Annotated in this window: 20 protein-coding genes; 14 read left to right on the top strand and 6 right to left on the bottom strand. The window is 54.1% G+C overall.

The genetic code is table 11. The features are described 5' to 3' along the window. Nucleotides 1-286: 286 nt before the first annotated feature. From rbcL to ABCO64_RS07925, 4 genes are all read right to left on the bottom strand, one after another. Nucleotides 287-1,579, bottom strand: coding sequence for a type III ribulose-bisphosphate carboxylase (gene rbcL / locus ABCO64_RS07940; protein WP_253459238.1), 1,293 nt, complete (start codon nt 1,577-1,579; stop codon nt 287-289). An 85-nt stretch (nt 1,580-1,664) separates the two neighbouring features. After that, entirely contained in the window at nt 1,665-3,860 is a 2,196-nt protein-coding gene (locus tag ABCO64_RS07935) for an elongation factor EF-2 (RefSeq protein WP_253459237.1), read from the bottom strand. A 21-nt stretch (nt 3,861-3,881) separates the two neighbouring features. Continuing rightward, nucleotides 3,882-4,472 carry a 30S ribosomal protein S7 gene (locus ABCO64_RS07930; protein ID WP_253459235.1) on the bottom strand — a complete coding sequence of 197 codons (591 nt, stop codon included), beginning with the start codon at nt 4,470-4,472 and terminating at the stop codon, nt 3,882-3,884. Nucleotides 4,473-4,477: 5 nt separating this feature from the next. Then, on the bottom strand, nt 4,478-4,906 hold the full coding sequence (locus tag ABCO64_RS07925; protein ID WP_253459232.1) for a 30S ribosomal protein S12: 429 nt from the start codon (nt 4,904-4,906) through the stop codon (nt 4,478-4,480). 166 nt (nt 4,907-5,072) lie between these two features. On the opposite strand from ABCO64_RS07925, the gene ABCO64_RS07920 reads away from it, so the two are divergent. The 8 genes from ABCO64_RS07920 (at nt 5,073) to sepS (ending at nt 12,789) form a co-directional block, all read left to right on the top strand. Continuing rightward, complete coding sequence (locus ABCO64_RS07920; protein ID WP_253459229.1) at nt 5,073-5,477, top strand: 6-carboxytetrahydropterin synthase; 405 nt, start codon at nt 5,073-5,075, stop codon at nt 5,475-5,477. Between the two features lies 1 nt (nt 5,478). Then, nucleotides 5,479-6,093 carry a 7-carboxy-7-deazaguanine synthase QueE gene (locus ABCO64_RS07915; RefSeq protein WP_253459226.1) on the top strand — a complete coding sequence of 205 codons (615 nt, stop codon included), beginning with the start codon at nt 5,479-5,481 and terminating at the stop codon, nt 6,091-6,093. Next, complete coding sequence (queC, locus tag ABCO64_RS07910; RefSeq protein WP_253459224.1) at nt 6,090-6,761, top strand: 7-cyano-7-deazaguanine synthase QueC; 672 nt, start codon at nt 6,090-6,092, stop codon at nt 6,759-6,761. Before ABCO64_RS07915 ends, queC begins: the two co-directional genes overlap by 4 nt. After that, nucleotides 6,730-7,263, top strand: a complete 534-nt coding sequence (locus ABCO64_RS07905; RefSeq protein ID WP_253459220.1) for an NUDIX hydrolase — start codon at nt 6,730-6,732, stop codon at nt 7,261-7,263. Before queC ends, ABCO64_RS07905 begins: the two co-directional genes overlap by 32 nt. A 121-nt stretch (nt 7,264-7,384) precedes the next feature. Next, nucleotides 7,385-8,662: a peptide chain release factor aRF-1 gene (gene prf1, locus ABCO64_RS07900; protein WP_253459218.1), complete on the top strand. Its 1,278-nt coding sequence runs from the start codon at nt 7,385-7,387 to the stop codon at nt 8,660-8,662. Beyond that, nucleotides 8,662-10,329: an arginine--tRNA ligase gene (gene argS / locus ABCO64_RS07895; RefSeq protein ID WP_253459215.1), complete on the top strand. Its 1,668-nt coding sequence runs from the start codon at nt 8,662-8,664 to the stop codon at nt 10,327-10,329. Before prf1 ends, argS begins: the two co-directional genes overlap by 1 nt. Continuing rightward, complete coding sequence (twy1, locus tag ABCO64_RS07890) at nt 10,310-11,206, top strand: 4-demethylwyosine synthase TYW1 (protein ID WP_253459212.1); 897 nt, start codon at nt 10,310-10,312, stop codon at nt 11,204-11,206. Before argS ends, twy1 begins: the two co-directional genes overlap by 20 nt. Continuing rightward, nucleotides 11,203-12,789 carry an O-phosphoserine--tRNA ligase gene (gene sepS / locus ABCO64_RS07885; RefSeq protein WP_253459209.1) on the top strand — a complete coding sequence of 529 codons (1,587 nt, stop codon included), beginning with the start codon at nt 11,203-11,205 and terminating at the stop codon, nt 12,787-12,789. The genes twy1 and sepS overlap by 4 nt, the downstream gene beginning before the upstream one ends. Here the strand turns inward: sepS and ABCO64_RS07880 are convergent. Continuing rightward, nucleotides 12,755-15,019: a DEAD/DEAH box helicase gene (locus ABCO64_RS07880; protein ID WP_253459206.1), complete on the bottom strand. Its 2,265-nt coding sequence runs from the start codon at nt 15,017-15,019 to the stop codon at nt 12,755-12,757. The genes sepS and ABCO64_RS07880 overlap by 35 nt on opposite strands. Beyond that, complete coding sequence (locus ABCO64_RS07875) at nt 15,016-16,092, bottom strand: ribonuclease H-like domain-containing protein (RefSeq protein WP_253459204.1); 1,077 nt, start codon at nt 16,090-16,092, stop codon at nt 15,016-15,018. The genes ABCO64_RS07880 and ABCO64_RS07875 overlap by 4 nt, the downstream gene beginning before the upstream one ends. A 159-nt stretch (nt 16,093-16,251) precedes the next feature. Between ABCO64_RS07875 and ABCO64_RS07870 the strand changes: the two genes are divergently transcribed. Genes ABCO64_RS07870 through malQ form a run of 6 tightly spaced genes read left to right on the top strand, consistent with a single transcriptional unit; the run spans nt 16,252 to nt 25,467 of the window. After that, the gene (locus tag ABCO64_RS07870; protein WP_253459202.1) at nt 16,252-17,022 is read left to right on the top strand and encodes a TIGR01458 family HAD-type hydrolase; all 771 of its coding nucleotides are present in this window, start codon (nt 16,252-16,254) and stop codon (nt 17,020-17,022) included. A 52-nt stretch (nt 17,023-17,074) separates the two neighbouring features. Beyond that, nucleotides 17,075-18,529, top strand: a complete 1,455-nt coding sequence (locus ABCO64_RS07865; protein WP_253459199.1) for a polysaccharide deacetylase family protein — start codon at nt 17,075-17,077, stop codon at nt 18,527-18,529. Next, on the top strand, nt 18,511-19,656 hold the full coding sequence (locus tag ABCO64_RS07860) for a glycosyltransferase family 4 protein (RefSeq protein ID WP_253459196.1): 1,146 nt from the start codon (nt 18,511-18,513) through the stop codon (nt 19,654-19,656). The genes ABCO64_RS07865 and ABCO64_RS07860 overlap by 19 nt, the downstream gene beginning before the upstream one ends. 20 nt (nt 19,657-19,676) lie before the next feature. Then, nucleotides 19,677-21,569, top strand: a complete 1,893-nt coding sequence (gene glgB / locus ABCO64_RS07855) for a 1,4-alpha-glucan branching protein GlgB (RefSeq protein ID WP_253459193.1) — start codon at nt 19,677-19,679, stop codon at nt 21,567-21,569. Further along, entirely contained in the window at nt 21,566-23,980 is a 2,415-nt protein-coding gene (locus ABCO64_RS07850) for a DUF3536 domain-containing protein (protein WP_253459190.1), read from the top strand. The genes glgB and ABCO64_RS07850 overlap by 4 nt, the downstream gene beginning before the upstream one ends. Further along, nucleotides 23,977-25,467: a 4-alpha-glucanotransferase gene (gene malQ / locus ABCO64_RS07845; protein ID WP_253459187.1), complete on the top strand. Its 1,491-nt coding sequence runs from the start codon at nt 23,977-23,979 to the stop codon at nt 25,465-25,467. The genes ABCO64_RS07850 and malQ overlap by 4 nt, the downstream gene beginning before the upstream one ends. The last annotated feature ends 7 nt before the right edge of the window (nt 25,468-25,474 follow it).

Below are 25,474 nucleotides of genomic sequence, written 5' to 3'. Positions count from 1 at the left end.
CCGCCCCTCTCCCCGTCCGCAAATGCTTCGCAAGGGAGGTTCGTGCCGGGTTGCCGCAGATGCTGGCGCGGGAGGGGCGGGAATGCTCCGTTTGGCTTGCCAGAAGCAGATAACACCCCGCTTCCTTCGGAATCGCCTTTCAGGTTGCTCTCCTGAGCAAGGGTGTATCAGTTCTGTCAGCCTGCCTCTTTCGCCTGACCCCGCCCCCCGATACCCGCGCCGCACCTGCTTCAAACTACCCACATGACATAGAGAGGAGGCAAAGAAAAAAGGTTGAATGGTTCTCTCACATCGGCTTGTACGTGCCCCATTTCTCAAGTGCTTTCTTCAGTTCTGGTGCATGTGCAGCTTTTTCTTCAAGGGTGATCCCATCCTGCCATGCCTCGATCGCCTGCATGGAAGCGGCTGCCCCTGCCCGTGTCCCGTCGGGGTGGCCGTGAATACCTCCTGATACAAGAAGAACAAGTTCCTCTCCATAGATGTCCAGGACATCGGGGACAAGCCCCGGGTGCAGTCCGCCTGACGAAACCGGGAACGCACTTTTTATTGCACCCCAGTCCTGTTCAAGTGCCACGTGGCTGACTTCCTGTGTCTTCTTCTCCCTGAGGGTGTCTGCGAGTATTCTGGCTTCTTCAGGTGTTCCAACCAGTTTCCCAACTGCTGTTCCGGTATGGATCTGGGAAACCCCAATCAGCCGCATCATCTTTGCCAAAAACTGCATTGTCATCCCATGCCGTGGGTGCCGGTCAAATGCCGCATGCATCGCCCTGTGCGCATGGATTGCAAGGCCGAGGTCTGAACAGTAGTCGCGGAGATCCATCACGGCGGCTGTTCCGACAACCACCACATCAATCATCGCATAATTCCATCCATTTGCAGCAAGCATATCAGCACGCTGTTTCATCGTCTCTGTGCTGGCGGTAATGTTGATGAAGGCAGATTTCTCTTCCCCGGTCTTGCGGGAGGCGATCTCCCGTTTCTCAGTCAGTTTCAAAACCCGCTCCTCGAACCTGTTGAAAGCGGTGGATGTGAGATTTTCGTCATCCTTCACAAAGTCGAAGCCTCCCATCCAGGTCTCAAACCCAATATCCGCATGTTCGGCAGCAGAGAACCCGATCTTTGGCTTGGGAACCGCACCGGTGAGCGGCCGCCCATGAATTTTTGTCAGATCCCTGATCCCATCTATTCCAAAATGAGGGCCTTTAAAATGCCTGATATATGCTTCAGGAAGCGTTGCATCGATGAGGCGGAGGTTCTCGATTGCTTTCATCCCAAATATATTCCCGGCTATGCCGCTTAGAAGCTGGACGGCATTTCCTTCCTCCCAGAGCCCGATCGGGTAGGCTATCCTGATATAGGGCTCTTCGATCTCAAAGGCAGTAGCCTGGAGTTCCCGCATCCGTGGAGGGAGGGAATGGAGTGTTGTCCACGTCCCGGTGGAGCTCTCGGATGCAACCCTGCCGGCCGCCTCCCTCATACTGATCCCCTGGGCGGGATCACAGGAGAAGAGACAGATGATATCATCCTGTGCAGGCGTATAGTTCAGATCAACAAACTCGTCATACCAATCGATTGCCATGGCAATTCCTTGGTCAACGTAAGTAATAAATGTCGCTCCTGCAGTTGGTGGAGGAAAAAAAGAGACAGGGGGGGTGTTGATCGGGTTATGCGAGGTAGTCGTTTGGTGTTGGGATCTGCTCTTTTAATCCCTTCCGCTTCCGGATACCCATCACAACTTCTTTGACAAGGCTTGAGGGGACAAGCTGGAACCCGGCGAATTCGGTGCTCCACATGGCACGGCCTTCTGTTGCGGACCTGAGATCACCTGCAAATCCGAAGAGTTCGGCAACCGGTGCAGTACCATTGACAACGATCTGGTCGCCTTCGGAATCGGTTGAGCCGAGCTGTCCCCGCCGACCCTGAATCTGGGATATGGCAGCCCCCATCTGATCCTGGGGAACAGTAATCTGGATCTTCTGAACAGGTTCAAGAAGCTGGTCATTTGCCATGAGGATAGCTGCCTTCACAGCTGATCTCACTGCCGGAATTACCTGTGCAGGACCACGGTGGATCGCATCTTCGTGCAGTTTTACATCCATCAGGCGGATCTTGGCTCTCTGCACCTGTTCGTCTGCGAGGGGGCCGCCATCAAGCGCCTCATGCAGACCGTCAAGGACAAGCTCCATTGTTTCATTGAGGTACTGAATACCCTTTGTCATGTCAATGAAGATGTTTGTCTCATACATGTCCTTCACATTCTTCGCCTCTTCCTTGTCCATGCCACGCTCGATCAGGATATCACGCCGCTCGATGTTGTTCATGGTCATTGAGACCTCGCCAGTCTGAATTGCAGATACAATCTCATCCTCGAGTGGCTCAATTTCAATGTAGAACCTGTTGTGCCTGTTTGGCGACTTGCCCTCGACGGGACCTGCTTTTGTGGTGACGGTCTCACGGTAGACAACGATCGGTTCAGAGGTGACAATATCCACGTTCTTGTCACGGCGGATACGGCCACAGATGACTTCCAGGTGCAGTTCGCCCATACCTGCAATCAGGTGCTCTCCGGTCTCCTCGTTGATGTTGATGCGGATGGTTGGATCTTCCTTTGCCACCTGGCGAAGCACCTCGACAAGCTTTGGGAGGTCCTTCATGTTCTTTGCTTCAACAGCAACCGTCATGACCGGTTCCGAGTAGTGTTTCAGCGACTCAAACGGCACCATTTCCTTGCTGGAGGTGACTGTTGAACCAACGATTGCATCTTTGAGACCGGTGACTGCAGCGATGTTGCCGCCGACGATCTGCTCCACCTCGACACGGGTCGGGCCCATGAAGATACCGACCTGCTGGAGACGGTTCGGCTTTCCGGCAGTTCCGACGACATAGAGTTCCATGCCGCGGGAGAGCTTTCCTGAGAAGAGACGGCCTGTTGCGACCTCTCCTGCATGGGGGTCAAACGAGATGTCGGTGATCATCATTGCAGCGGGGCCCTTCCAGTCACAGGAGAGCATTGCCTTTCCTTCGACAGTTTCCTTGTCTCCATGCCAGATGATCGGGATACGCCGTTTCTGTGCGTCGATTGGATTTGGGAGATGCTTGACAACGATATCAAGAACCACTTCATGGAGGGGACTGGTTTTTGCAAGTGCTTTCATGTCGCCTGCATTGCACTTGTCAATCACCTCTTTGAAGGAGATACCGCTCTTCTGCATATAGGGAATCGAGACGGCCCAGTTGTAGAGGGCTGATCCAAAGGCAACAGTACCGTTTGCTGCATCGAGTTTCCAGCCACCTTCGGTGTACATCTTCTCGTTCATGCCCTTGATCAGTGTATTGACCTTATCAATGACCCGCCCAAGCCGGATCATCATCTCCTGTGGATCGACTTTCAGCTCATTGATAAGGCGATCCACCTTGTTGATGAACAGAACCGGCCGGACACCTTCTTTGAGCGCCTGTCTCAGAACGGTCTCGGTCTGGGGCATCGGCCCTTCCACTGCATCGACGAGGACGATTGCACCGTCAACAGCGCGCATCGCACGGGTGACGTCACCACCAAAGTCGACATGGCCGGGGGTATCGATCATGTTGATTAAGTATTCCTTTCCTGAATACTCGTGGACCATCGAGACGTTTGAGGCGTCGATTGTGATGCCGCGAGCCTGCTCCTCCTCATCTGAATCCATGAAGAGCTGCTTTCCGGAAAGTTCCTCTGAGATCATTCCTGCTCCTGAGAGGAGGTTGTCAGAGAACGTGGTCTTCCCATGATCGATATGTGCTACAATACCAATATTTCGGATAAATTCGGGCTTGTCCATCAGCTCCGAAACCTTCTCCACCATCTTTTTGCCGCGTGACATAACTCACCAAAAAAGTATTGATTAGCGGGCGGATTTTGCAATCCGCTCGACTTCTTCCTTTTTACCGACGGAGAAGCACTTTGAGTCGCCTTTGGATGCAGCGATCAGCTCATCGGCAAGAACCTGGGAAACCGATCTCTTTGTCTTGTGGGATCCCCGCCAGACGCCGGTTGCGATATATTTCAGTGCGGTATTGACCCTGCGGATCGGTGCGGTATCCACCGATTTTGGAACATTGATACCACCATATTTCAGCCTGACCGTCTCTTCACGAGGCCCTGTATTTCCAATTGCATCAATGAGCACCTGGATCGGGTTCTGCTTGGTTTTTGCATGGATGATATCGAATGAGTCCATCACGATCCGCGTGCAGAGCTGCTTTTTCCCGGTATTGTGCTCAACCTGCATCAGGCGGTTGATCAACCGCTCAACGATTGCCATTCCCGATTTGGTGAACTGCTGCTGGGTGAGACGGCCGCAGCTGTGCGGAACAGCCATTGACTGTATGGTGACATACCGCTCAAGCCCCGGATCCTTGATTACAACTTCTGAAGGATCCCATTTGTTGAAGAGAAGGATTGCCTTCTGCGTGGTCTGCTCTTCTTCTGTCATCAGACTCACCTGCGCGCCTTCTCCTTCCGTCCAAGGACGAGTTCGTGGAGTGAAACATTGTTTACTGCGGTTACCACGAAACGAACACCTGGGATATCTCCCATTGAACGCCCCATACGTCCGCCGATTCCCTCAATCGTCACTTCGTCGTGTTCATCGATGAAGTTGATCGCACCGTCGCCCACTGCGAATGCGGTTACCTGACGGCCGTTTTTGATCAACTGTACTCGTACGCATTTCCTGATCGCCGAGTTTGGCTGTTTTGCCTCGACACCGACCTTTTCAAGGACGATTCCACGGCCCTGAGGCGATCCTTTCAGCGGATCTGCCTTCAGCTTCAGCTCAAGTGCACGGCGTGCATATCTCGAATCACTCCAGCGGAACTTCTTTGAGTCGCGCTGGAGTTTTCTCGCTGCAAATTTTCCCTGTCCCATGAATAGACCTCAATATTTTGGTTTTTGATCCGGTGGACGTTCCAGAATCTGGAATACATATTGCGCGGAAGTGTTTTATATACTATCCGCAGACCACGCGTTCCTACATTCATGCGTGGTCACTAATAATAACCTTATACCTTATCTTCGCGAATCAGTATACCATATGTCTCTGCGCATCTACAAAGAGGTCTTCTTCGATGCAAGTCATCGCCTCCTTCACTATGATGGAAAATGTGCCCGTCTTCACGGCCACCGGTGGCGGACGGAAGTCTGGCTTGAAGGGGCAGTAGACGAGAAGACGCAGATCCTCCTTGATTACAACTGTATCAAAAATCTTGTTGAGGTCTATGACCACCAGGTGATCCTAAACTGCGATGATCCGATGGTTGCATGCCTCTCTGAGTACCAGGATGTCGTCACAACAGCTGGGGATCCAACCAGCGAGCTCCTGGCTGTTGACATCGCAGATCGAATCGACTCTTCCTGCCGCAGCATGGGTCTTGACTGCCGTGTCGTCAGGGTGCGGGTATGGGAGTCTGCCGGATGTTTTGCCGAGGTTGAGCGGTAATATGAGGGTTGCGGAGATCTTTTCAAGTTTTCAGGGTGAAGGCAGGAACCAGGGTCTCCGCTGCACGTTTCTCCGTCTGGCGGGTTGTAATCTGAACTGCCGGTGGTGCGACACGCCTGCGGCGCGTGATCCGGGTGCAGGATCAGAACTCACCGGAGACGAGATCCTGCAGACGATCCGGGAGATTGGCAATAGCTATCTCTGTATTACCGGAGGAGAACCGCTTCTCCAGGCAGAAGAACTCCTCCCTCTCCTTGAAGAGTTCAGCCGTCTGGGATATATGACTGATATTGAGACAAATGGTACGATACCAGTTGATTCGGTCACTCCGTTTGCATCCATCACCCTGGATGTCAAATGCCCGTCATCTGGTGAGACGAGCGATACCAGTCTCCTTGCAGGGCTGCGCGCAGAAGACTCGGTCAAGTTCGTTGTCCAGAACCTGGCTGATCTTGAGTATGCCCATGACATCATCAGGTCCCACCCGACAGAGGCGGAGATCTTTATCTCTCCGGTTGCAGGATCTGATTACCAGGCGATAGCAGAAGAACTTCTGAGCTGGGATCACCGGATCCGGCTTCAGCTCCAGCTTCACAAACAGATTGGTGTACGATGAAAGCAGTGTGTCTCCTCTCCGGGGGAATGGACTCGGCAACGCTTGCATACTATGCAAAGAATATGGGCTACGATCTCCTCCCTCTCCATATCACCTACGGCCAGCGGACAGAAACAAGAGAACTCCGCTCAGCCCGCCGGATAGCAGATCTCCTCGGAACAGAACCGCCGGTTGTCATATCCCTTGACTACTTCAGGATCTTTGGAGCAAGCAGCCTGACCGATCCCGGTATGGCAGTTGAAACCCATGAGGAATCGTCCGGGACTCATCCAAATACCTATGTGCCATTCAGGAACGCGAACCTGCTTGCTATTGCAACGAGTTTCTGTGAAGCCCGCGGTGGTGATGCAGTCTTCATCGGGGTGCAGGCAGGTGATTATGCAGGGTATCCTGACTGCCGTCTGGAGTTCATCGAGGCGTTCCAGCGGGTCATCGATCTGGGGACAATGGCAGATACGCCAATCCGGATCATGGCGCCGTTTGCCGGGATGAATAAAACAGAGATACTGAAGGAGGGCCTCTCGCTTGGTGTTCCCTATGCCGAGACCTGGTCCTGCTACCAGGACAACGATCCCGCATGCGGCATCTGTTCATCCTGCCACTACCGGCTTTTGGCATTTCGGGCTGTTGGAATAGATGATCCAATCACCTACCGGGAGCAGTACTGAAATGACGATCATCTACCAGGGAAAGCGTCTCTCTGTTGAACTGCGGAACGTTTCCCTTCCAAACGGGAAGACCAGGGAGGCGATCATCGTCCATCCCGGCGGGGCAGTCGCCATGCTCCCCTGTGATGGCGACGACTGCTACCTGATCAGGCAGTACAGGCCGGCAGTCGGGGACTATATCTATGAGGCGCCTGCCGGTACCATGGAGCCGGGGGAGACTCCGGTTGAGACTGCATACCGGGAGCTGATCGAGGAGACCCGCCTCAGATCAGGCAATTTTATATCCCGGGGTGTTATTCTGACCTCGCCTGGGTACACCGACGAGGTGCTCCATCTTTTTGAAGCCCGTGATCTTGAGCCGGCAGATGAGTACCAGCCCGATGAGGATGAGGTGATTGATGTCGTCAGGATCAGACGATCCGTTGCCGAAGAGATGGCCCGGGATGGCCGGATCGCTGATGCAAAGACGATCGCCCTCCTCTTCAGATGCCAGGAATTATGATCCCGGATCCATTCGAATACTGGTGCAGGGGCGTTTTCGGGGCGCTCCATTATTCTGCATAAGCACTTTTATTTGGGCAGAAGAACAAGTGTAAACGGTTTTATACTGGTGACAGATACGCATGGCAGATACTACCCAGGCAGATAAAGACGAGGCACGCCGCCGCTATGAATTTAAAAAGATGCTTGAGCGGCTTGAGGAGAAAGAGGGGAGTGGAACAGAATTAATCTCCCTGTATATACCCCCGGATAAACAGATATCCGATGTGACAGCACAGCTTCGTGATGAATACGGGCAGTCAGCGAATATCAAAAGCAAACAGACAAAGACAAATGTACAGAGCGCCCTCTCCTCGATCCTCTCACGCCTGAAGAGCTACCGCTTCCCACCCGAACATGGGATGGCAGTCTTCTCGGGTGCGGTCAATATCGGCGGTGACAGGAGCTCGTTTGAGACGACCATCATTGAGCCACCTGAACCGCTTGGCACGTACATGTACCGGTGCAGCTCAGGCTTTGAGCTTGAACCACTGAAGCAGATGCTTGAGGAGAAGTATGTCTACGGTCTCCTCGTCATCGACAGGCGTGAAGCGTACTGGGGCTTTCTTCGCGGGAACCGGATCGAGCCTGTAAATGGAACCAACTCGACAGTTCCCGGCAAACAACGGAAAGGTGGTCAGTCTGCTGCCCGTTTTGAGCGGCTCCGGCTGATCGCAATCAATGAGTTCTATAAAAAGGTCGGGGAGCGATCAAGCGAGGCTTTCCTCTCTGAGAAAGACTACTTCGAACGATTCAAAGGTGTACTCATCGGCGGACCGTCACCAACCAAAGAAGAGTTTGCAGACGGGGATTTCCTTCATCATGAGGTGAAGAAGCGGTTGGTCGGCCTCTTTGATGTTGCGTATACAAACGAAAGCGGGCTTGCCGAACTGGTTGATGCAGCAGCCGATGCCTTGAAAGGCGTCGAACTGATGAGGGAGAAAGCGATCATGTCACGGTTCTTCAAGGAACTCACAAAGGATGACGGGCTTGCCGCATATGGAGAAGCCAGCATCAGGAAAAACCTTGAGACCGGTGCTGTTGATACGCTTCTCCTCTCTGATAAGCTCCGTGAGGTCCGCCTGGATATCAGGTGCGGTGCCTGTGGCTATCGCGAGGAGCGTACTGTCAAGACCGAACCGGGGAAGAAATCCTCTGATATTGAGTTTGGGAACTGCCCGGACTGCACCTCTCCGCTCCAGCTGGAAGAAGAGACCGATATTATTGATGAACTAACAACGCTCGCCGATCAGAGCAGCACAAACGTTGAGATCATATCCGATGACTTTGAGGAAGGTGCGATGCTCAATAATGCATTCGGCGGTATCGCCGCAATCCTGCGGTACAGGACAGGGCTATAATGTTTTCTGAAACTGCTGACCTGATTGGACGCGTGCTGAAAGCATGCACAGGAGAGCATGATCCTCTCCTTGTTGACGGGGGCGACCATGCTGATCTTGCATCCACGGTTGCGTTCGCACTTGCAAAAAAGGAGAAGAGACCGCCTGCACAGGTGGCAGCAGACCTTCTTGGGCGCCTGAAAGGCAATTCTGAACTAAAAGGCATTAGTATCTCTGCAGCAGGACCATACCTGAATTTTGTCTTTGGCCCGGAGTATGTCAGTTCTTCAGTCGAAATGGCGAGAAAACCCGGGTATGGGAGTGGAGAAAAAAAGCACCAGCGGGTTTCAATAGAACATACAAGTGCAAATCCAAACGGCCCTCTCCATGTTGGCCATATCCGGAATACGGTTATCGGCGACACGCTTGCACGCGCCTTCAGGAAGGCCGGCTATCCGCTTGAGGTCCAGTATTATCTCAATGATATGGGCCGCCAGATAGCAATCGTCGTCTTTGGTCTCTCCACACTTGGGATCGAGAGGAAGCCCGATGAGAAGGGTGACCATTTTACTGCCAGGGTGTATGTACAGGCCAACCGGGCGATTGAAGCAGACGCTTCGATCAACATACGGGTTGAAGAGCTGATGAAGGGAATCGAACAGGGGGATCCCTCTGCCGATCAGGAGTTCCGGGAGGCAGTTGACTGCTGCACTGAAGGAATCAGGGAGACCCTGCTCCACCTCAATGCCGATCATGACCGGTATGTCCGTGAAAGCACGTTTGTCAGGATCGGTGATATGCAGCGGGTACTGGATCTCCTCTCCCGGCAGGATGAAGCAGAAAATGATGGCGGTCTTTTCGCACTTGATCTCTCTTCGTCTGGGTTTGAGAAGAAGTATGTTCTCAGGCGTGCTGATGGGACAAGCGTCTATGCAGCCCGTGATCTTGCCTATCATATCTGGAAAAATGCAAATTATGACCGGGTCATTGATGTCCTCGGAGCCGATCATAAGCTGATCGGATCCCAGCTCCAGGCCACACTGCGCCTGATCGGGGAGCGGCCGCCAGAAATTCTTCATTTCGAGTTTGTATCCCTGCCTGAAGGGGCAATGAGCACACGTTCGGGGACATTTATCTCAGCAGATGATCTGATCAGTGAAGTGACGCAGAGGGCTTTTGAGGAGGTGACGAAACGTCGTCCGGATCTTCCTCAGGATGAACGGCAGGCGATCGCACGATCTGTTGCAGTCGGTGCAATCCGGTACGATATCATCCGGGTGTCGCCTGAGAAGAGCACTGTCTTTGACTGGAAACAGGCGCTCGACTTTGAACGGCAGAGCGCGCCGTATATCCAGTATGCCCACGCACGTGCATCTTCAATCCTGGCAAAAGCAGGATCATTTGCCGACGTCTATACCTACGATGATCCCCACGAGATAGCACTGGCAAAAGCTCTTGCGCGTTTCCCTGTGGTTCTTGATACCGTGGTAACAGATCTCCGCCCTCATCTTCTCGCAACATATATCCGGGATCTTGCTGATCTCTTCAATTCATTCTACAGGTTTGTCCCTGTTCTGAAGGCAGAAGGAGAGAGGAGGGATGCCCGCCTCTGTCTGGTTGACGCAACCAGAAATACCCTCAGGGAAGCATTAGAGACTCTTGGTATCGATGCGCTTGAAAGCATGTGATGCCCTGCGGAAGCAGGGATACCTCTTCCTCTCAAATGAATCAACCGCATCCGTGAAGCCCTGCATGTGGAGCAAACGGGCGCTTCGGGGCGGCAATATGTGCTATAAACACCAGTTTTACGGCATCGAGAGCCATCGGTGCATCCAGATGACGCCGACACTCCGCTGCAACCAGCAATGTCTCTTCTGCTGGCGTTCGATGGAGCATGAGATGAATGATGATCGCGAACTCGCCCCGGAGGAGATCGTCTCAGGGATCAAAAAACTTCACCGGAAAGGGCTTGCAGGCTATAAACCCCATCCCGACGTGACTGAAGCGCGGTGGCAGGCAGCAACCGATCACCCGAACCAGGTGGCAATCTCGCTCTCAGGTGAACCGACATGCTATTCACACCTGCCCCGGCTTGTTGATTCCCTGAAAGAGGAAGGCTATACCGTTTTTGTGGTCTCTAACGGCACACGCCCATGGGTGGTAGCTGATCTGTTCCCAACCCAGCTCTATATCTCGCTGGATGCACCGGATGAGGAGACCTATGCGCTTCTTTGCCGCCCAAAGGGTGGTTACTGGGAGCAGGTGCTGGAGAGCCTCTCGTATCTTTCATCCCGGAGATCAGCGATCAGGACGACTGTTGTGAAGGGGTTGAATGATCACTCGCCAGGGCAGTACGGGAAGATCATCGCAGATTCAAACCCGGCATTCGTTGAGATCAAAGGATATATGTATCTTGGATACAGTCGAAGCAGATTAGCAATGGAGCAGATGCCTGACCACGCCTATGTCCGGTCTTTTGCAGAGAAGGTAGCCCGTGCCGCCGGGTACCGTATCCGTGACGAGAGCCCGGTCTCACGGGTTGTCTGCCTTGAGGAGGATCTATGAGATTTGATGCAGAAGAGTTTAGAAAACGTGCAAAAGAGGATTTTGAAGGGGCCTGGCATGACGGTGTCAGGGTACTCTCCACCCCGCCAGTATCCCGCCAGTATCCCCGGTATACGTACAGGCGCGCCCGCCCGCACCCTGTCTATGACACCATCCAGCGCCTCAGGCAGGCATACCTTGCCATGGGCTTTGACGAGGCGATGAACCCGGTTATCGTTGAGGAACAGGAGGTATACCGGCAGTTTGGGCCCGAAGCGATGGCGGTACTGGACCGGGTCTTCTATCTTGGTGGCCTGCCCCGCCCCAATGTCGGGATCGCACGGAAGCAGATTGAGGGGATCGAGAGTATAATTGGATCCACTGTCAGCAAAGAGACCGAAGATGCACTCAGAAACACCCTGCATGCCTATAAGAAAGGTGATGTGGATGGCGACGATCTCACCCACGCGCTGTCTCTTGTCCTCGATATCGATGATGCGATGGTTGTCCATATCCTGGATGCGGTCTTCCCTGAGTTCCGGGAACTTGCGCCTGAATGTTCCCGCTCCACCCTCAGATCCCACATGACGTCCGGGTGGTTCATGTCGCTTGGCGAATCTGCCGACCGGCTGCCCCACCCGATCCGGCTCTTCTCGATTGACCGGTGTTTCCGGAGGGAACAGGAGGAAGGCCCGACACGGCTGATGAGCTACCATTCCGCATCCTGCATCGTTGCAGGCGAGGAAGTAACTCTTGATGAGGGAATGGCTGTTGCCGAAGGCCTGCTCTCAGCCTTCGGGTTCACCGACTTTGAGTTCCGGCCTGATGAGAAGCGTTCAAAATACTATATGCCGGGTACCCAGACCGAGGTGTATGCCCGCCACCCGGTGCATGACTGGGTGGAGGTCGCTACCTTTGGGATTTACTCCCCGTCTGCACTTGGCGAGTACGGGGTCGGTGTTCCGGTGATGAACCTGGGTCTTGGCGTTGAGCGGCTTGCAATGATCATCCACCATGCAGATGATGTCAGGAAACTCAGCTACGGCCAGTTCTATCCACCCGGATTAACAGATCATGATCTTGCCCGTTTTGTCCGGGTGCGTGAGGAACCGGTCACAGAAACCGGACGGGTGCTGGCAAAAACAATCGCAGCAGTCGCAACAGCTCATGCAGCAGATCCCTCGCCCTGCTCATTTCCGGTCTGGTCAGGTGAGATTTCGGGAACGGCAATTGATGTCTCTGTCACCGAACCTGAAGAGAACTCCAGACTGCTTGGCCCCGCCTGCGGAAACGAGATCTTCATCCATGACGGTGCAATTCTCGGAGTGCCCGATACAGAGAAGTTTGCATCTGTCAGGGCAAACGGTATAGCAACCGGCATCCGGTTTGTCGATTCGGTCTCGCTCCTCGCAGCTGCCCGGATCGAGGAGGCAGCCCGGTGCGGGGAAGGCACAACCGTGCAGGTGAAGATGGCAAAACTCCCATCTGATGTGAATATTCGCATCGAGGAGCACGCGATGCGCTACGTGACGGATAACCAGAAGAAGATCGATCTCCGGGGCCCGATCTTCATGACGGTGGAGAGCAGGGTTGTTGCAGAATAAGCAAAAGCAACCGAAGCAGCACCTTTGCACCCTCCTTGTCAAGGGGCTGGTTGTCGTTGCCGCATTTCGGCGAGAAGATGCAGGCGGGGCAGCCGTCGATGCACCGGCATTCCGTGACAATTTCCCCGGCAAGGGCAATGATCGAACCGATGAGATCATAGGCCTTTGCCGCGAGCCCGGCACCCCCGAGATACCCGTCATAGATGATGACGGCAGGCCCCGCTGCTGCCGGATGACTTGATGTCGAGAGCCCGCCGATATCATACCTGTCACAGAGGACGACACCGGGCATTGCTGCGATCAGCGCATGTTCGGCTGCATGGAGGGCGCCATCGGGATTTGTAATTCCGTAACCTGCCAGCATCTCCTCATCAACGCCAATCAGAAGCCCCTGTGTCGGAAACGAGAGCGGCGGGGCATCCACCTCGGAAGAACCGATCACGCGGTCGTACCTGACGATCCGAAACCCATACAGATCTTCGGTGACGGTCACTCCTGCAAACAGGAGCTGAATGCCAGCATGAGAGGCTGATTTGATGATCCGGTCAACGCTGACGTCTTTTCTCATCAGTGGCCGTGTATGGTAGTCCAGATCGGTCTGCTCAACCCGGATCTGATGGTCTCTCCGGTCAACTGACCTGACAATATAACTCTCCCCCTGGTGGAGGAGGATTGCGCCCGGATAAGCCTCACGATACGCCTGCGACTCGTCCATCGTCTCAATAAGCCTCCCGTTCAGCGTGATCCGGTATCCGCCGGAACCTGATCCTGTCAACGATACCAGTTCAGTTGCCCGTGCAGGCCCTGCATAGACATATCCCTTCCCGGTGCGTGCAATCAGCCCCTCGTCTGCAAGCGATGCAAGATAGTCTGCTGTATGCGGGCCAAAGTAGCTGCTGTCACCATTGGAGACCGGCAGTTCCGCTGCCGCACAGAGGAGATGGCCGGAGAGGGCAATGGGGTTTTCAAGGTCGATTGCGGCATGTTCATATGCGGTATTGAAGAAGCGGTCCGGATGGTGCATGTAGTACTGGTCGATTGGATCATACCGTGCAACCATGGCAACGAGACTGTCAGATCCGCTCCTCCCTGCCCGCCCGGCCTGCTGCCAGAAGGAGAGAGTGGTGCCGGGGTATCCCGCCATCACAACCGTATCAAGTGTCCCGATATCAATCCCGAGCTCGAGCGCATTCGTGGTGACGATCCCTCTCAGTCTTCCGCTCTTCATGGCAACCTCAATCTCCCGTCGCTCTTCCGGAAGATACCCTGCCCGGTATGCCAGGATATCGGCTCTGAGCCTGGGATCATGAGCATACCCATCCCTTGCCCGCAGAGCAATCACCTCTGCAAGCCGTCTGGATGGTGAGAAGCAGATCGTCTGGTGGCCTTCCCCAAGCGAGAGTGCGAAGAGATCTGCTGTCTCCTGGATAAGGGAGGCCGCGGGGTCGCGGGCATATGGATTATAGAAGAGGATTGTCCGCCCGTTCTGCGGGGAGCCGTCATTACTGATGAGCCGGCAGGAGCGGCCAATAAGAGCGGATCCGAACTCTTCGGGATTGCCGAGGGTTGCTGTTGCAAGGATGAAGGCCGGATCTGCATCATAGAACGCGAGGACACGTCTCAGGCGGCGGATCAGCTGGGCGATATGCGACCCGAAGACTCCCCGGTACCGGTGTGCCTCATCGATGACGATGAAGGAGAGTTCACCAAAGAAATCAGCCCACTGTTTCCGCCAGGGGAGAATATGGTGGATCTCGTGCATATTCGAGATGATGATCCGGGATGATGCCCTGATGCCGGGACGGGCAGAACGGGGCGTATCCCCGTCATAGACAGCAGGCCGTGTGCCTGCGCCTATGGCTGCATCAATCTCCCTGAATGTGGCAAGCTGGTCGCGGGCAAGTGCTTTTGTCGGGTACAGAAGGAGTGCCGTTGCATCCGGATCACACATGAGCCGGTCAAAGATTGGGAGTGCAAATGCCAGTGTCTTTCCGGATGCTGTTTTTGTTGCCAGGATACAATCCCAACCTGCAGCCAATGCTTCGTACGTTTCTGCCTGGTGGGTGTATATGGAGATCTTTTGTGTATGAAGATACTCTTTGAGACGTGGATTGAGCCTGTCGGGGGTATCTGTATATGCTGCCTCCCGTCCGGGGAGCTTCGTGGTATACAGCGCGCAATCAATCGCACCAAACCGGTCTGTGAGGGTCCTCAGAAGAGAAGCAGTCACGCCGTCATCTCCCGGTAATGGCTGTAGAGAGAGACAAGAGAGAGGACATCCTGCCGGTTATGATTTATGACCGGGATAAGAGGTCCCGGATTCTTTGTCCGCCGGTAGATATCATAGGATTCCGGAACCATTGCACCGGGGAGATCTGATTCCCTGGCGATACCGAGGATCTTCTCTTCGACGGTTCCGAGCCGGCAGTCCGGGAGGTCCATCCCAAGCACTCTTCGCGTGATATGGAGGAGATCGATCTGCTGATCCGGAGATTGGCGGTCATGACCATAGAAGGCGAACCGGTCAGCAAGGTACGGTACATCAAATGATCGTCCGTTATAACTGATGATCACAGCATCCCGTGGAAGGGACTGTTCCCATGCGAGGAGTGCGGGCAGCTCTTCATCGATATCCCTGGCAAGAAACTGGCTGAGCTGTATGTGCTCTCCGGTGATAACTGCTGATCCGATCAGAAAGACGGGCCGGGAGAAGACGCCGAGTGTCTCAATATCAAGGAAGACAAAGGTCTCTTTTGGGATGAGCGTGGATGCGAGGATCATATCGATATCTGCTGGTCCAAACCGTGAACGAATCAAAGCCCGAATCTCTTTTGGATCCCCGGCATCAAGGATTTTGAGAACCTCGTCTGCATAATGCCGGAACCGTCGTATATAGAGGAGGTCGCGGATGGTTCTGCATCCCTTCTCTTTCAGCATCCTCTCGCGGACAGGTCCGATACCCGGAACAAGCCTGAGACGGCGGATGAGATGATCATATACCGGGATTGTATCGGGGGCAAACCCGGAAAACCTGGGTCTGTCTCTGATCACATAGCAGGTTCCCTCTTTTGTTGAGATCTCAGTTCCTGCAAGACACTCCGGAAGGTCAATCCCCTCATATGCGTTCAGGAGCGCCTCCCGTTCTCGTTTACAGGCCTGGTATGTTGAAGCATAGACGGGTGAACGTGCAAGATTTGCCCGGAAGCGATTATCATGCTCAATCACCGGGTATTCCGGTGTAGCGCTGATCCTCTGCCGCCAGAACGAACCCGCATCCTGAAACGCCCAAGCAGTTCGTCCCATACTAGTTAACCTGTCAGAGTAATCAGGGATAAACTCCGCGAGCGAAGGGTGAAAGTGATCCGGGCATGCTGCTTAAGATATCAGCGGCGATAATTCTTTTATGCCGGGATACTGGTATGCAAAAAAAAAGAAAATGCAAAACAGGATGGATTGATTCTCATGAAGGTAGACGCACTCTTACTTGATATTGATGGTGTACTCGTGGTTGGCGACCAAACCGTTCCCGGTGCACCTGAAGCGATCCGGTGGCTCATTGATCAGGGGATTCCCTACCGCTATATCTCAAACTCCACGCAACGAAGCAGAAAAGAGATTGCTGAGCGGCTCAGGAAAGCCGGCGTCACGATCTCCATTGATCAGCTCCAGACACCAGTTGTTGCAGCCCTCAGTCTCCTCGAAGAGGAAGGTATCACGACATGCCGCCTCCTGATGACCGAATCTGCCCGATCAGAGTTTCTTGATGCAGGCATCACCGATACCGGGGAAGGCGTGGACGCAGTCATCATCGGGGATGCCGGGGAGGGATTTACCTACCAGGTGCTCAATGCCGCGTTTCGTGAGATCCATGATGGCGCACTGCCAATTGCTCTCGAACGGGACAGGTACTGGATGGCAGCAGACGGTCTCAGCCTCGCAGCCGGCCCGTTTGTCGCAGCACTTGAGTATGCAACAGGAAAGACCGCCCGTATCTTGGGAAAACCCTCTCCCGATGCCTTCCGTGCTGCCTGTTCCCAAATGGGAAGCAGTCCCGGATCGACTGCGATGATAGGTGATGATATCAGGTCAGATGTCGGTGGTGCACAGGATGCCGGTCTTCTCGGGGTGCTCGTGCAGACAGGCAAATATACTGATCGTGTCCTGGAGGAGTCAGGGATTCAACCGGATATGATTCTGCCTTCAATAGCAGATCTGAGGGCATTATTCGTGTGATCCCTATTATACAAATAGTATATTATAGTACTCCTTTCCTAATCCATCAATCATGCGCGGTGAGGCTCAGGGTCTTCCACGGGTCTGCATGACCTTTCTCCTCCGTCACCAGCAAAGGGTCGATCCCCTCTATGCTTCAGGGAGAGGTAAACAAGGACGAGATACCTCTTTGTTCTCCCGGGCAGAGGAAGAGAAACGTCTCCGTCGCCTCTCGGCATCAAGTTATACCCCGACTACGGAGCTCCTGCTCAGGATGATGGATGAAGGTTTCTCCTGCAGTTTTCTTGTATCAGGACTCCTGCTCGGAGAACTGACTGAAGCAGATCAAAACCTCTCTGATCTGCTCCGGGATGCCATTACCCACAGGCAGGCAGAACCCCTTGCCGAATCATATTACCAGTCTGTTATCCCCCTCTTCCGGGAGAGGGAAGAGTACCGGTTCCAGGTGGATCAGCACCGGTCATTGATTGAGGATTTTTCCGGACGAAGGCCGTCAATACTGGTTGCCCCCGACTCGGTCTTCAACCGGGTTGTCACCATGGCAGCCCGGGAGATGGGATTTTCGGCTGTATACACCGATGTATTTGGGAAAAACACACCCGGTCTTTCATTAGAGCAGCAGTACCTGGCAGATGGAATGCCAGTACTCATCCGGCATTGTGAACTATCAGATGATATTGCCATCCGGTTCGGAGATGTGGACTGGAACTATCATCCTCTCTTGCCGGATACCTATGCAGGCTGGCTCGCTACATTTCATGAAGGCATCGTCCATATCATGGTCGATATGGAGGCCTTTGGAGGCCGCTTCCCTGCAGAAAGCGGTATATTTACCTTTCTCGAAGAATTGCCAGCAGCACTCTCTGATGCAGGTGTCCAGAGCATCCTCCCCGGAGAGGCGGTTGCTGCTGCCTCTTCACCAGAAGAGATCCCCGACGAACTCCTGGAATCAGCCTCGGTAGCATGGCCGATTAATATGATGCAATGCACGGCACTTGAGGCTCTCAGGACTGCAGGCAGATGGGTGCCTGACAAAACAACCTACCGGCGTCTCACGGCACGGGATCACTTCTCGTACATGGCAACCACATCGGGATCATGCGGGACGCTGACAGATCAGCGGACGCAGGCAGATGCATACCAGTACTTCACCGAATATATGAAGGCTCTCAGCAGATTTGAGGAGGAGCAGATCAATCTGGTCAGGGCAAAGTCCGCAGTCCGCATTCTCCGCTGCATCTCCCCGGATCATGCATTCCATTTCTGCACCCCCTATCACCGTGAGGGGTTCTCTGCCCATTCACTGGAAGAGTTTGCCAAACTCCTGGATGTAGCCAGTGACGCATGTATCCTCCACCATTCCGAGTCACAGGATTTTGAGAACTGGATCAGGGATATTGTCAGGGATGATAAGCTTGCAACAGAGATCCATTCCCTGAAGAGCCGTGAGGAGATCCAAAAAGCGGTTGACAGGAGGGTTTTGACCTTATGGAACCGCTTAAAATAGCATTTTTTGCCTGGGAATCTGTGTATACAGAGAAGGTAGGGGGACTGGCGCCTGCTGCCACATATCTTGCAGAAGAGCTGGCGAAAACCCATGAGGTTCATTACTTCACCAGGGGAAGAGAGGATTTTACAAAGAATGGCGTTCACTTTCACTCCCTCTCGCCACAAGAGAGCGACATTCTCTCCCATTGCAGGGAGATGAGCGAGGAGGCGACAGAGCGGTTCCTTGCGTATGATGATCCCCCCTTTGATCTCCTCCATTTTCATGACTGGCACTTCTACCAGACACTCCAGACTTTTTCCGACAGGAACTGTCTTTTGACCTTTCATTCAACTGAATATGGGAGAAACGGTGGCTTTTTTGGTGATTGGAAGGAATTTATTGAGATATCGGAGATTGAACGATCATCGGCTGCCCTTGCCCGTGAGATTATTACCGTCTCAAAGGTCATGAAAGTGGAACTGATGTGGCTGTATGATGTTTTTGAGTGGAAGATATCCGTTATTCCAAATGGCACTGATCCCTCTCTCTACATGATTGATATACGGCCGGGGGCCATTAAAAAAAGGTACGGAATCCATAAGCTGGCTCCGCTTGTTCTCTTTGTCGGACGTCTTGGCTGGCAGAAAGGCCCTGATATCCTGCTTGATGCCGTCTCGCATGTGCTGGCACGAAGAGGGGATGTGCAGTTTATCTTTGCTGGCAAGGGTGAGATGCTGCCTCTCCTGCAAACGCGATCACGTGGTCTGCCTGTCCAATTCACCGGCTACATCTCTGATGCCGAACATCTCGAACTCCTGAATGCAGCGGATCTCATCTGCATACCGAGCAGGAACGAACCGTTTGGCCTGGTGCTCACCGAGGCATGGAGTGCCAAAAAAGGTGTCGTGGCATCTGATGTTGGTGGCCTCTCAATGAATATCGAGAATCTTGTCGACGGGATCAAAGTACCCCCGGCACCGGAACCAATTGCCTGGGCGATCTGTTATTCCCTCAACAACCCCGACTTCCTCACCTCTATGGGGGTGGCTGGAAGGCAGAAGGTCATCGAACAGTTTAACTGGCAGAGGGTGACGGAGAAGCTGAACCACGTCTATCTGAAGGTTCTCAAGCCTCCTCTCTGCTAATCCCGGAGGGAACGATCATCATGGAAAAAAGAGATCCAACCGAGTATGATATCTATCTCTTTAAAGAGGGCTCGCATGCCCGGATCTATGAGTTCCTCGGCTCCAAACCGCATCGGAATGGAGTGGACTTCTCGGTCTGGGCTCCCGAGGCCCGGGGTGTATCTGTTGTCTCTGACAAAAACAACTGGACTCCGGGTGTTGATCCCCTCTACCCCCGATGGGACAGCTCAGGCATCTTTGAGGGTTCGGTTGACGGGATGGCCTCCGGCTCAATCTATAAGTATGCGATAGAGACGTCTTCGGGCAGGAGACTCTTCAAAGGTGATCCACTTGCGTTCCAGTGGGAAGAACCGCCAAGGACTGCCTCCTCTGTTGCCTCTCTCTCCTATACCTGGGGCGATCAGGAATGGATGGAGAGCCGTTTTCGGGCAAACGCCCTTGACGCTCCCCTCGCAATCTATGAGGTGCATCCGGGATCCTGGCGGCGTATCCCGGAAGAAAACGACAGAATGCCCGGGTACCGTGAGCTGGCTCCTCTCCTTGCCGAATATGTCAGTGATATGGGTTTTACCCATGTCGAGTTCCTTCCCCTGATGGAACACCCGTTTTACGGTTCATGGGGATACCAGATAACAGGCTACTTCGCACCAACCGCACGGTATGGATCGCCACAGGACCTGATGTATCTCATCGACACGCTCCACCAGGCAGATATCGGGGTGATCGTTGACTGGGTGCCGTCGCATTTCCCCTCAGATCTCCATGGCCTTGCGGTCTTTGACGGCTCACATTGTTATGAACATGCAGATCCCAGCAAAGGTTTCCATCCCGAATGGCAGAGCTGCATCTTCAACTACGGCCGCCACGAGGTCCGATCGTTCCTCCTTTCAAGTGCTCTCTTCTGGCTGGATTACTATCATGCAGACGGCCTGCGAGTCGATGGGGTTGCCTCGATGCTGTACCTGGATTACGCACGCCCATCAGGTGACTGGACTCCGAATATGTACGGGGGGAAGGAGAACCTTGAGGCGATACAGTTCCTGCGGTTATTAAACGAGACCGTATATGCTGCATTTCCTGATGTCCAGGTGATCGCTGAAGAGTCGACAGCATGGCCAATGGTCACCCGCCCCACCTATACAGGAGGGCTCGGTTTTGGCATGAAATGGAATATGGGATGGATGCATGATACGCTCCGCTATATGAAACGGGATCCTGTCCACCGCCCCTACCATCATGACGAGCTGACGTTCTCGATCATCTATGCATTCTCGGAGAACTATCTCCTTCCTCTCTCCCATGACGAGGTGGTCTATGGCAAAGGATCCCTGCTTGGGAAGATGCCAGGAGATCGGTGGCAGCAGTTTGCGAACCTCAGGCTGCTGTATGGATATATGTACACACATCCCGGGAGAAAACTCCTCTTTATGGGAGGGGAGTTTGCGCAGGAGAAGGAGTGGGATCATGATGCAGGCCTTGACTGGCACCACCTCTCTGACGGGATGCACGGGGGTGTCCAGAGGCTTGTCCGTGACCTGAACTCCCTCTACAGAAACGAGCCTGCACTCCATCAGAACGATGACGGTGAACGCGGTTTCTCGTGGATTGATCACGGTGACCGGGATCAGAGCGTGATCACCTATCTCCGGAGAAGCCCGGAAGGCCGATTGGCTTGTACGGTCTGCAACTTCACACCAGTTCCCCGGTATGGCTATCGTATCGGGGTGCCTGTCGCTGGGTATTGGGAGGAGGTGATCAATACCGATTCTGCATACTATGGGGGGAGCAACTGCGGCAATAACGGTGCACTCGAGGCGTGCGGTCAACCCTGGCATGGGCATCCATACTGCCTCTCTCTCACCCTGCCGCCGCTTGCAACACTCATCCTCAGGCCCAGGGGAGATGTATCATGAGCCGTTTCATCTGTATCCATGGCCATTTTTACCAGCCTCCCCGGGAAAATCCCTGGTTTGAGCGGATAGAGGTGCAGGATTCCGCGTACCCCTTCCATGACTGGAACGAACGGATCACCGCCGAATGCTATGCACCAAACTCCGCTGCGAGGATTCTCGATGAAGACGGCCTGATCACGAGCGTGGTAAACAATTACTCGATGATCAGTTTCAATGCCGGACCGACACTTCTCTCCTGGCTCGAAGACAAGAACCCGACTGTGTATCTTGCTCTCATTGAGGCCGATCGGATCGGTTCAGGCCATTTCAAAGGTCATGGTCCGGCGATAGCCCAGTGCTATAACCATATGATCATGCCGCTTGCGACGCTCAGGGATAAAAAAACCCAGGTCAGGTGGGGTATTGAGGATTTCCATCACCGGTTTGGGAGGGAGCCGGAAGGGATGTGGCTCCCGGAACTCGCCGTTGATCGTGAGACACTTGGGATCATGGCTGACGAGGGGATCGGGTTTGTCATCCTCGAGCCGCACCAGGTTCGCCGGGTCAGGTCCGGCGAAGATGGTGACTGGATGGATCTGCCCGGCGGCTGGCTGGATCCAACGATTCCCTATCGGGTGGATACAGGCAACGGCCAGGATATGGCAGTTTTTGTCAATAATGACGGGATCGCCCATAAGGTTGCATTCGGCAACCTGCTCAGGGATGGCCACTGGTTTGCTGACCACCTGAGAAGTGCATTTGATGATCGCCCAACAGATCAGCTCGTCCATTTTGCCATTGACGGGGAGACCTATGGACACCATTACCGGTTCGGGGAGATGGCACTTGCATACTGCCTCTCAAGGCTTGAGAGCGAAGGTGTGAGACGTACGGTCTATGGCGAATATCTTGCTGATCATCCCCCGGTAATGGAGATCGAGATCCATGAAAATACTGCATGGAGCTGTCCCCACGCCCTCTCCCGGTGGAAAGGTGGGTGCACCTGTTCCACCGGTGCACATCCTGACTGGTCGCTTGCATGGAGAGGGTATCTCCGTGCAGCCTTTGATCTCCTGCGTGATCGTGGTGCAGTGCATTTTGAGCATGCAGGCTCTGCCATCTTTGCTGACCCCTGGGCTGCCCGTGATGACTATATCAGGGTTATCAATGAGAGAAGCAGGGAGGTGCAGGATGCATTCCTAAAGAAGCATGCAGATCATCCCTTAACCCGTGACGAGCATGTCAATGCGCTTGAACTCCTTGAGATGCAGCGGAACCTGATGCTGATGTATACCAGCTGTGGCTGGTTTTTCGATGATATTTCGGGAATTGAGGCTGTACAGGTGATGTGGTATGCTGCCCGGGCCATGCAGCTCTGCCGGTTGACCGGCGGCGACGATCCTGAAGAGGATTTTCTTCAGATTCTTGGGAAAGCCCGGTCCAACAGGCCCGGCTTGTCAGATGGTGCAACGGTCTGGCAGAGGCTCGTTGTCCCGTATAGGACGGATTTGAGGAAGGTATGCGGCCAGTATGCCCTGACATCACTCTTCTGTTCCTATCCTGCAACAAGCCGCCATGACATCTACCAGGTGACCCGCTGTTCTGAAGAGAGGGAGCAGGAGGGGGTGAGGCGGATTGCTGTTGGCAAAGCCGGTATCCAGTCTCTGGTAACCTGCGAATCAAAGGATTTCAGCTATGCAGCGGTGTACCCCGGCGGCCCTGACCTCATAGCCGGGGTTGTGCCGTATGCTGGTGATCAGCATCTCCAGGAGATCCGCGATGCTCTATTTGCCGCCTTCTGGGATCCGGACTCAAAGACTCTCTACAGGGAACTGGCTGGCTGGTTTGGAGATGGATGTCTGAGGGGAACGGATCTCCTCAGAGACGAGGCACGCAGGGTTGTCAGGCTCATTCTAAAAACCAGTATCAGATCGATAGAGGATTCGTTCCAGGATATCTACCGGACATACCTTCCACTCATGGAGGCGATGCACCTGCTGGATATGCCAATCCCGGAGGCAATAGCGGTTCCTGTTGGACACATCCTCAACAGGGATCTGATCACGGAACTTGGCCATGACCGTCCTGATCCTATCGGTATAGCAGAGTGTGTTGATGCAATGCAGCGGTTTTCCATCTCACCAGACAAGACGCAGCTCTCCTATCTGGCAGGCAACAGGCTCAGGGACCTGATCCGGGATCTGCTAAAAGATCCCGAGAACGCCTCCATCACCGGATCAATTATCGCGCTTATCGATGCAATAACCGAACTATCTCTTGACCCGCCTCTCTGGGAGGCGCAGAATGCATTTATCCAGCTGAGAGATGCCTTTGATCCGGCACCCGGCGACTCCCTCCCGCTCCCGGAGATGTGCCGGTCCTTGATCGAACAGTACGAGGCTGTCGGAGCCTTCCTCGGGGTGAGGTTATGACCGGATCGCGTGAAAGCGGTATTCTCTGTCCGGTATCGTCTCTCCCCTCAGACCATGGCATCGGTGATTTCGGTCCTGCTGCAGTTGAGTTCATTGATTTTCTCGCGCAGGCCCGCCAGCGGATCTGGCAGATCCTGCCCCTGAACCCGGCAGGCGCTGACGGCTCTCCCTACTATGCGGACTCCTCGTTTGCCGGAAACCGTCTTTTGATCAGTCCTGATCTTCTTGCTGAGGACGGCCTGATTACAAAAGCAGAATGCCAGGCAGCCAGGCAACCGATCGGACCCGTACAGTATGCGAGAGCCGGTGCCATACGGGACAAACTCATGGACTCTGTGGTTAAACGATTGCCTGCAGCAGGTTTTTGTGATGACCTTGAGACATTTATCCAGGAAGAGTCCGGATGGCTCTTTGATTATGCACTGTTCCGGGTGCTGAAAGAAGATCACGGCAATGCTCCCTGGACAGCATGGGATCCGGCTCTCCGGGACCGGGATCCGGATGCACTATCCGGGGCAGCCAGTCGGAATGCTGCCCGAATCCACACCATTTGGGTGGAACAGTGGCTGTTTATGCGCCAGTGGGAGGCGCTCCGCTCCCATGCATCGTCTCATGGTATTGAGCTGTTTGGGGATCTGCCGATCTATACCACCCATGACAGTGCCGATGTATGGGCACATCCCCATCTCTTCGAGCTCAATGCACGTGGTCTTCCATCTGAGGTTGCCGGTGTCCCACCCGACTATTTCAGCTCCACCGGGCAGCGGTGGGGCAATCCCCTGTATCGCTGGGATCAGCATGAAGAAGAAGGATTCACATGGTGGCTCTCGAGAATCGGGCGTGCCCTCTCCCTCTATGACCGGCTTCGGATCGATCACTTCCGCGGTCTTGCAGCCTTCTGGGCAATCCCGGCGGAATATAGGACCGCACGAAAGGGCCGGTGGATGGAAGGGCCTGGGGAAACGCTCCTTTCTGCCATAGATCGCCATTTCCCGGATGCCTGCCTGGTTGCAGAAGATCTCGGGGTAATTGATGATTCAGTAACGGATCTGATGCAGAAAGCTGGCATACCGGGGATGCGGGTGCTCCAGTTTGCCTTCTCCGGAGATGCAGAGAATCCTCATCTTCCGCATAACCATCCGCAGAATGCATACATCTACACCGGCACCCACGACAACCCTCCGGCCAGGGGCTGGTTTCTTGATGATGCCACCAGGCGTGAACGGACCTGCCTTCGCCGCTACCTGGGCAGGGAGGTTTCAGCTGATGATATCGCAGATGTACTGCTCAGAATGGCCTTCTCTTCTGTTGCGAGGCACGCGGTTGTGCCGGTCTGGGATCTGCTGAATTGTGGATCAGAAGCACGCATGAACAGGCCCGGGACAGAGGCAGGGAACTGGAGATGGCGCCTTCCCGCAGGGTGGTGCACAATCGGGATCACAAGCTCACTTTGCCAGGCTACTGAAACATATGGCCGGGCACGATGATTCCCCT

This window comes from Methanocalculus natronophilus (assembly GCF_038751955.1).
Lineage (GTDB): Archaea > Halobacteriota > Methanomicrobia > Methanomicrobiales > Methanocorpusculaceae > Methanocalculus > Methanocalculus natronophilus.
Note: the sequence above shows the minus strand (reverse complement) of the source record. Positions and strands in the feature narration are given on the sequence as shown.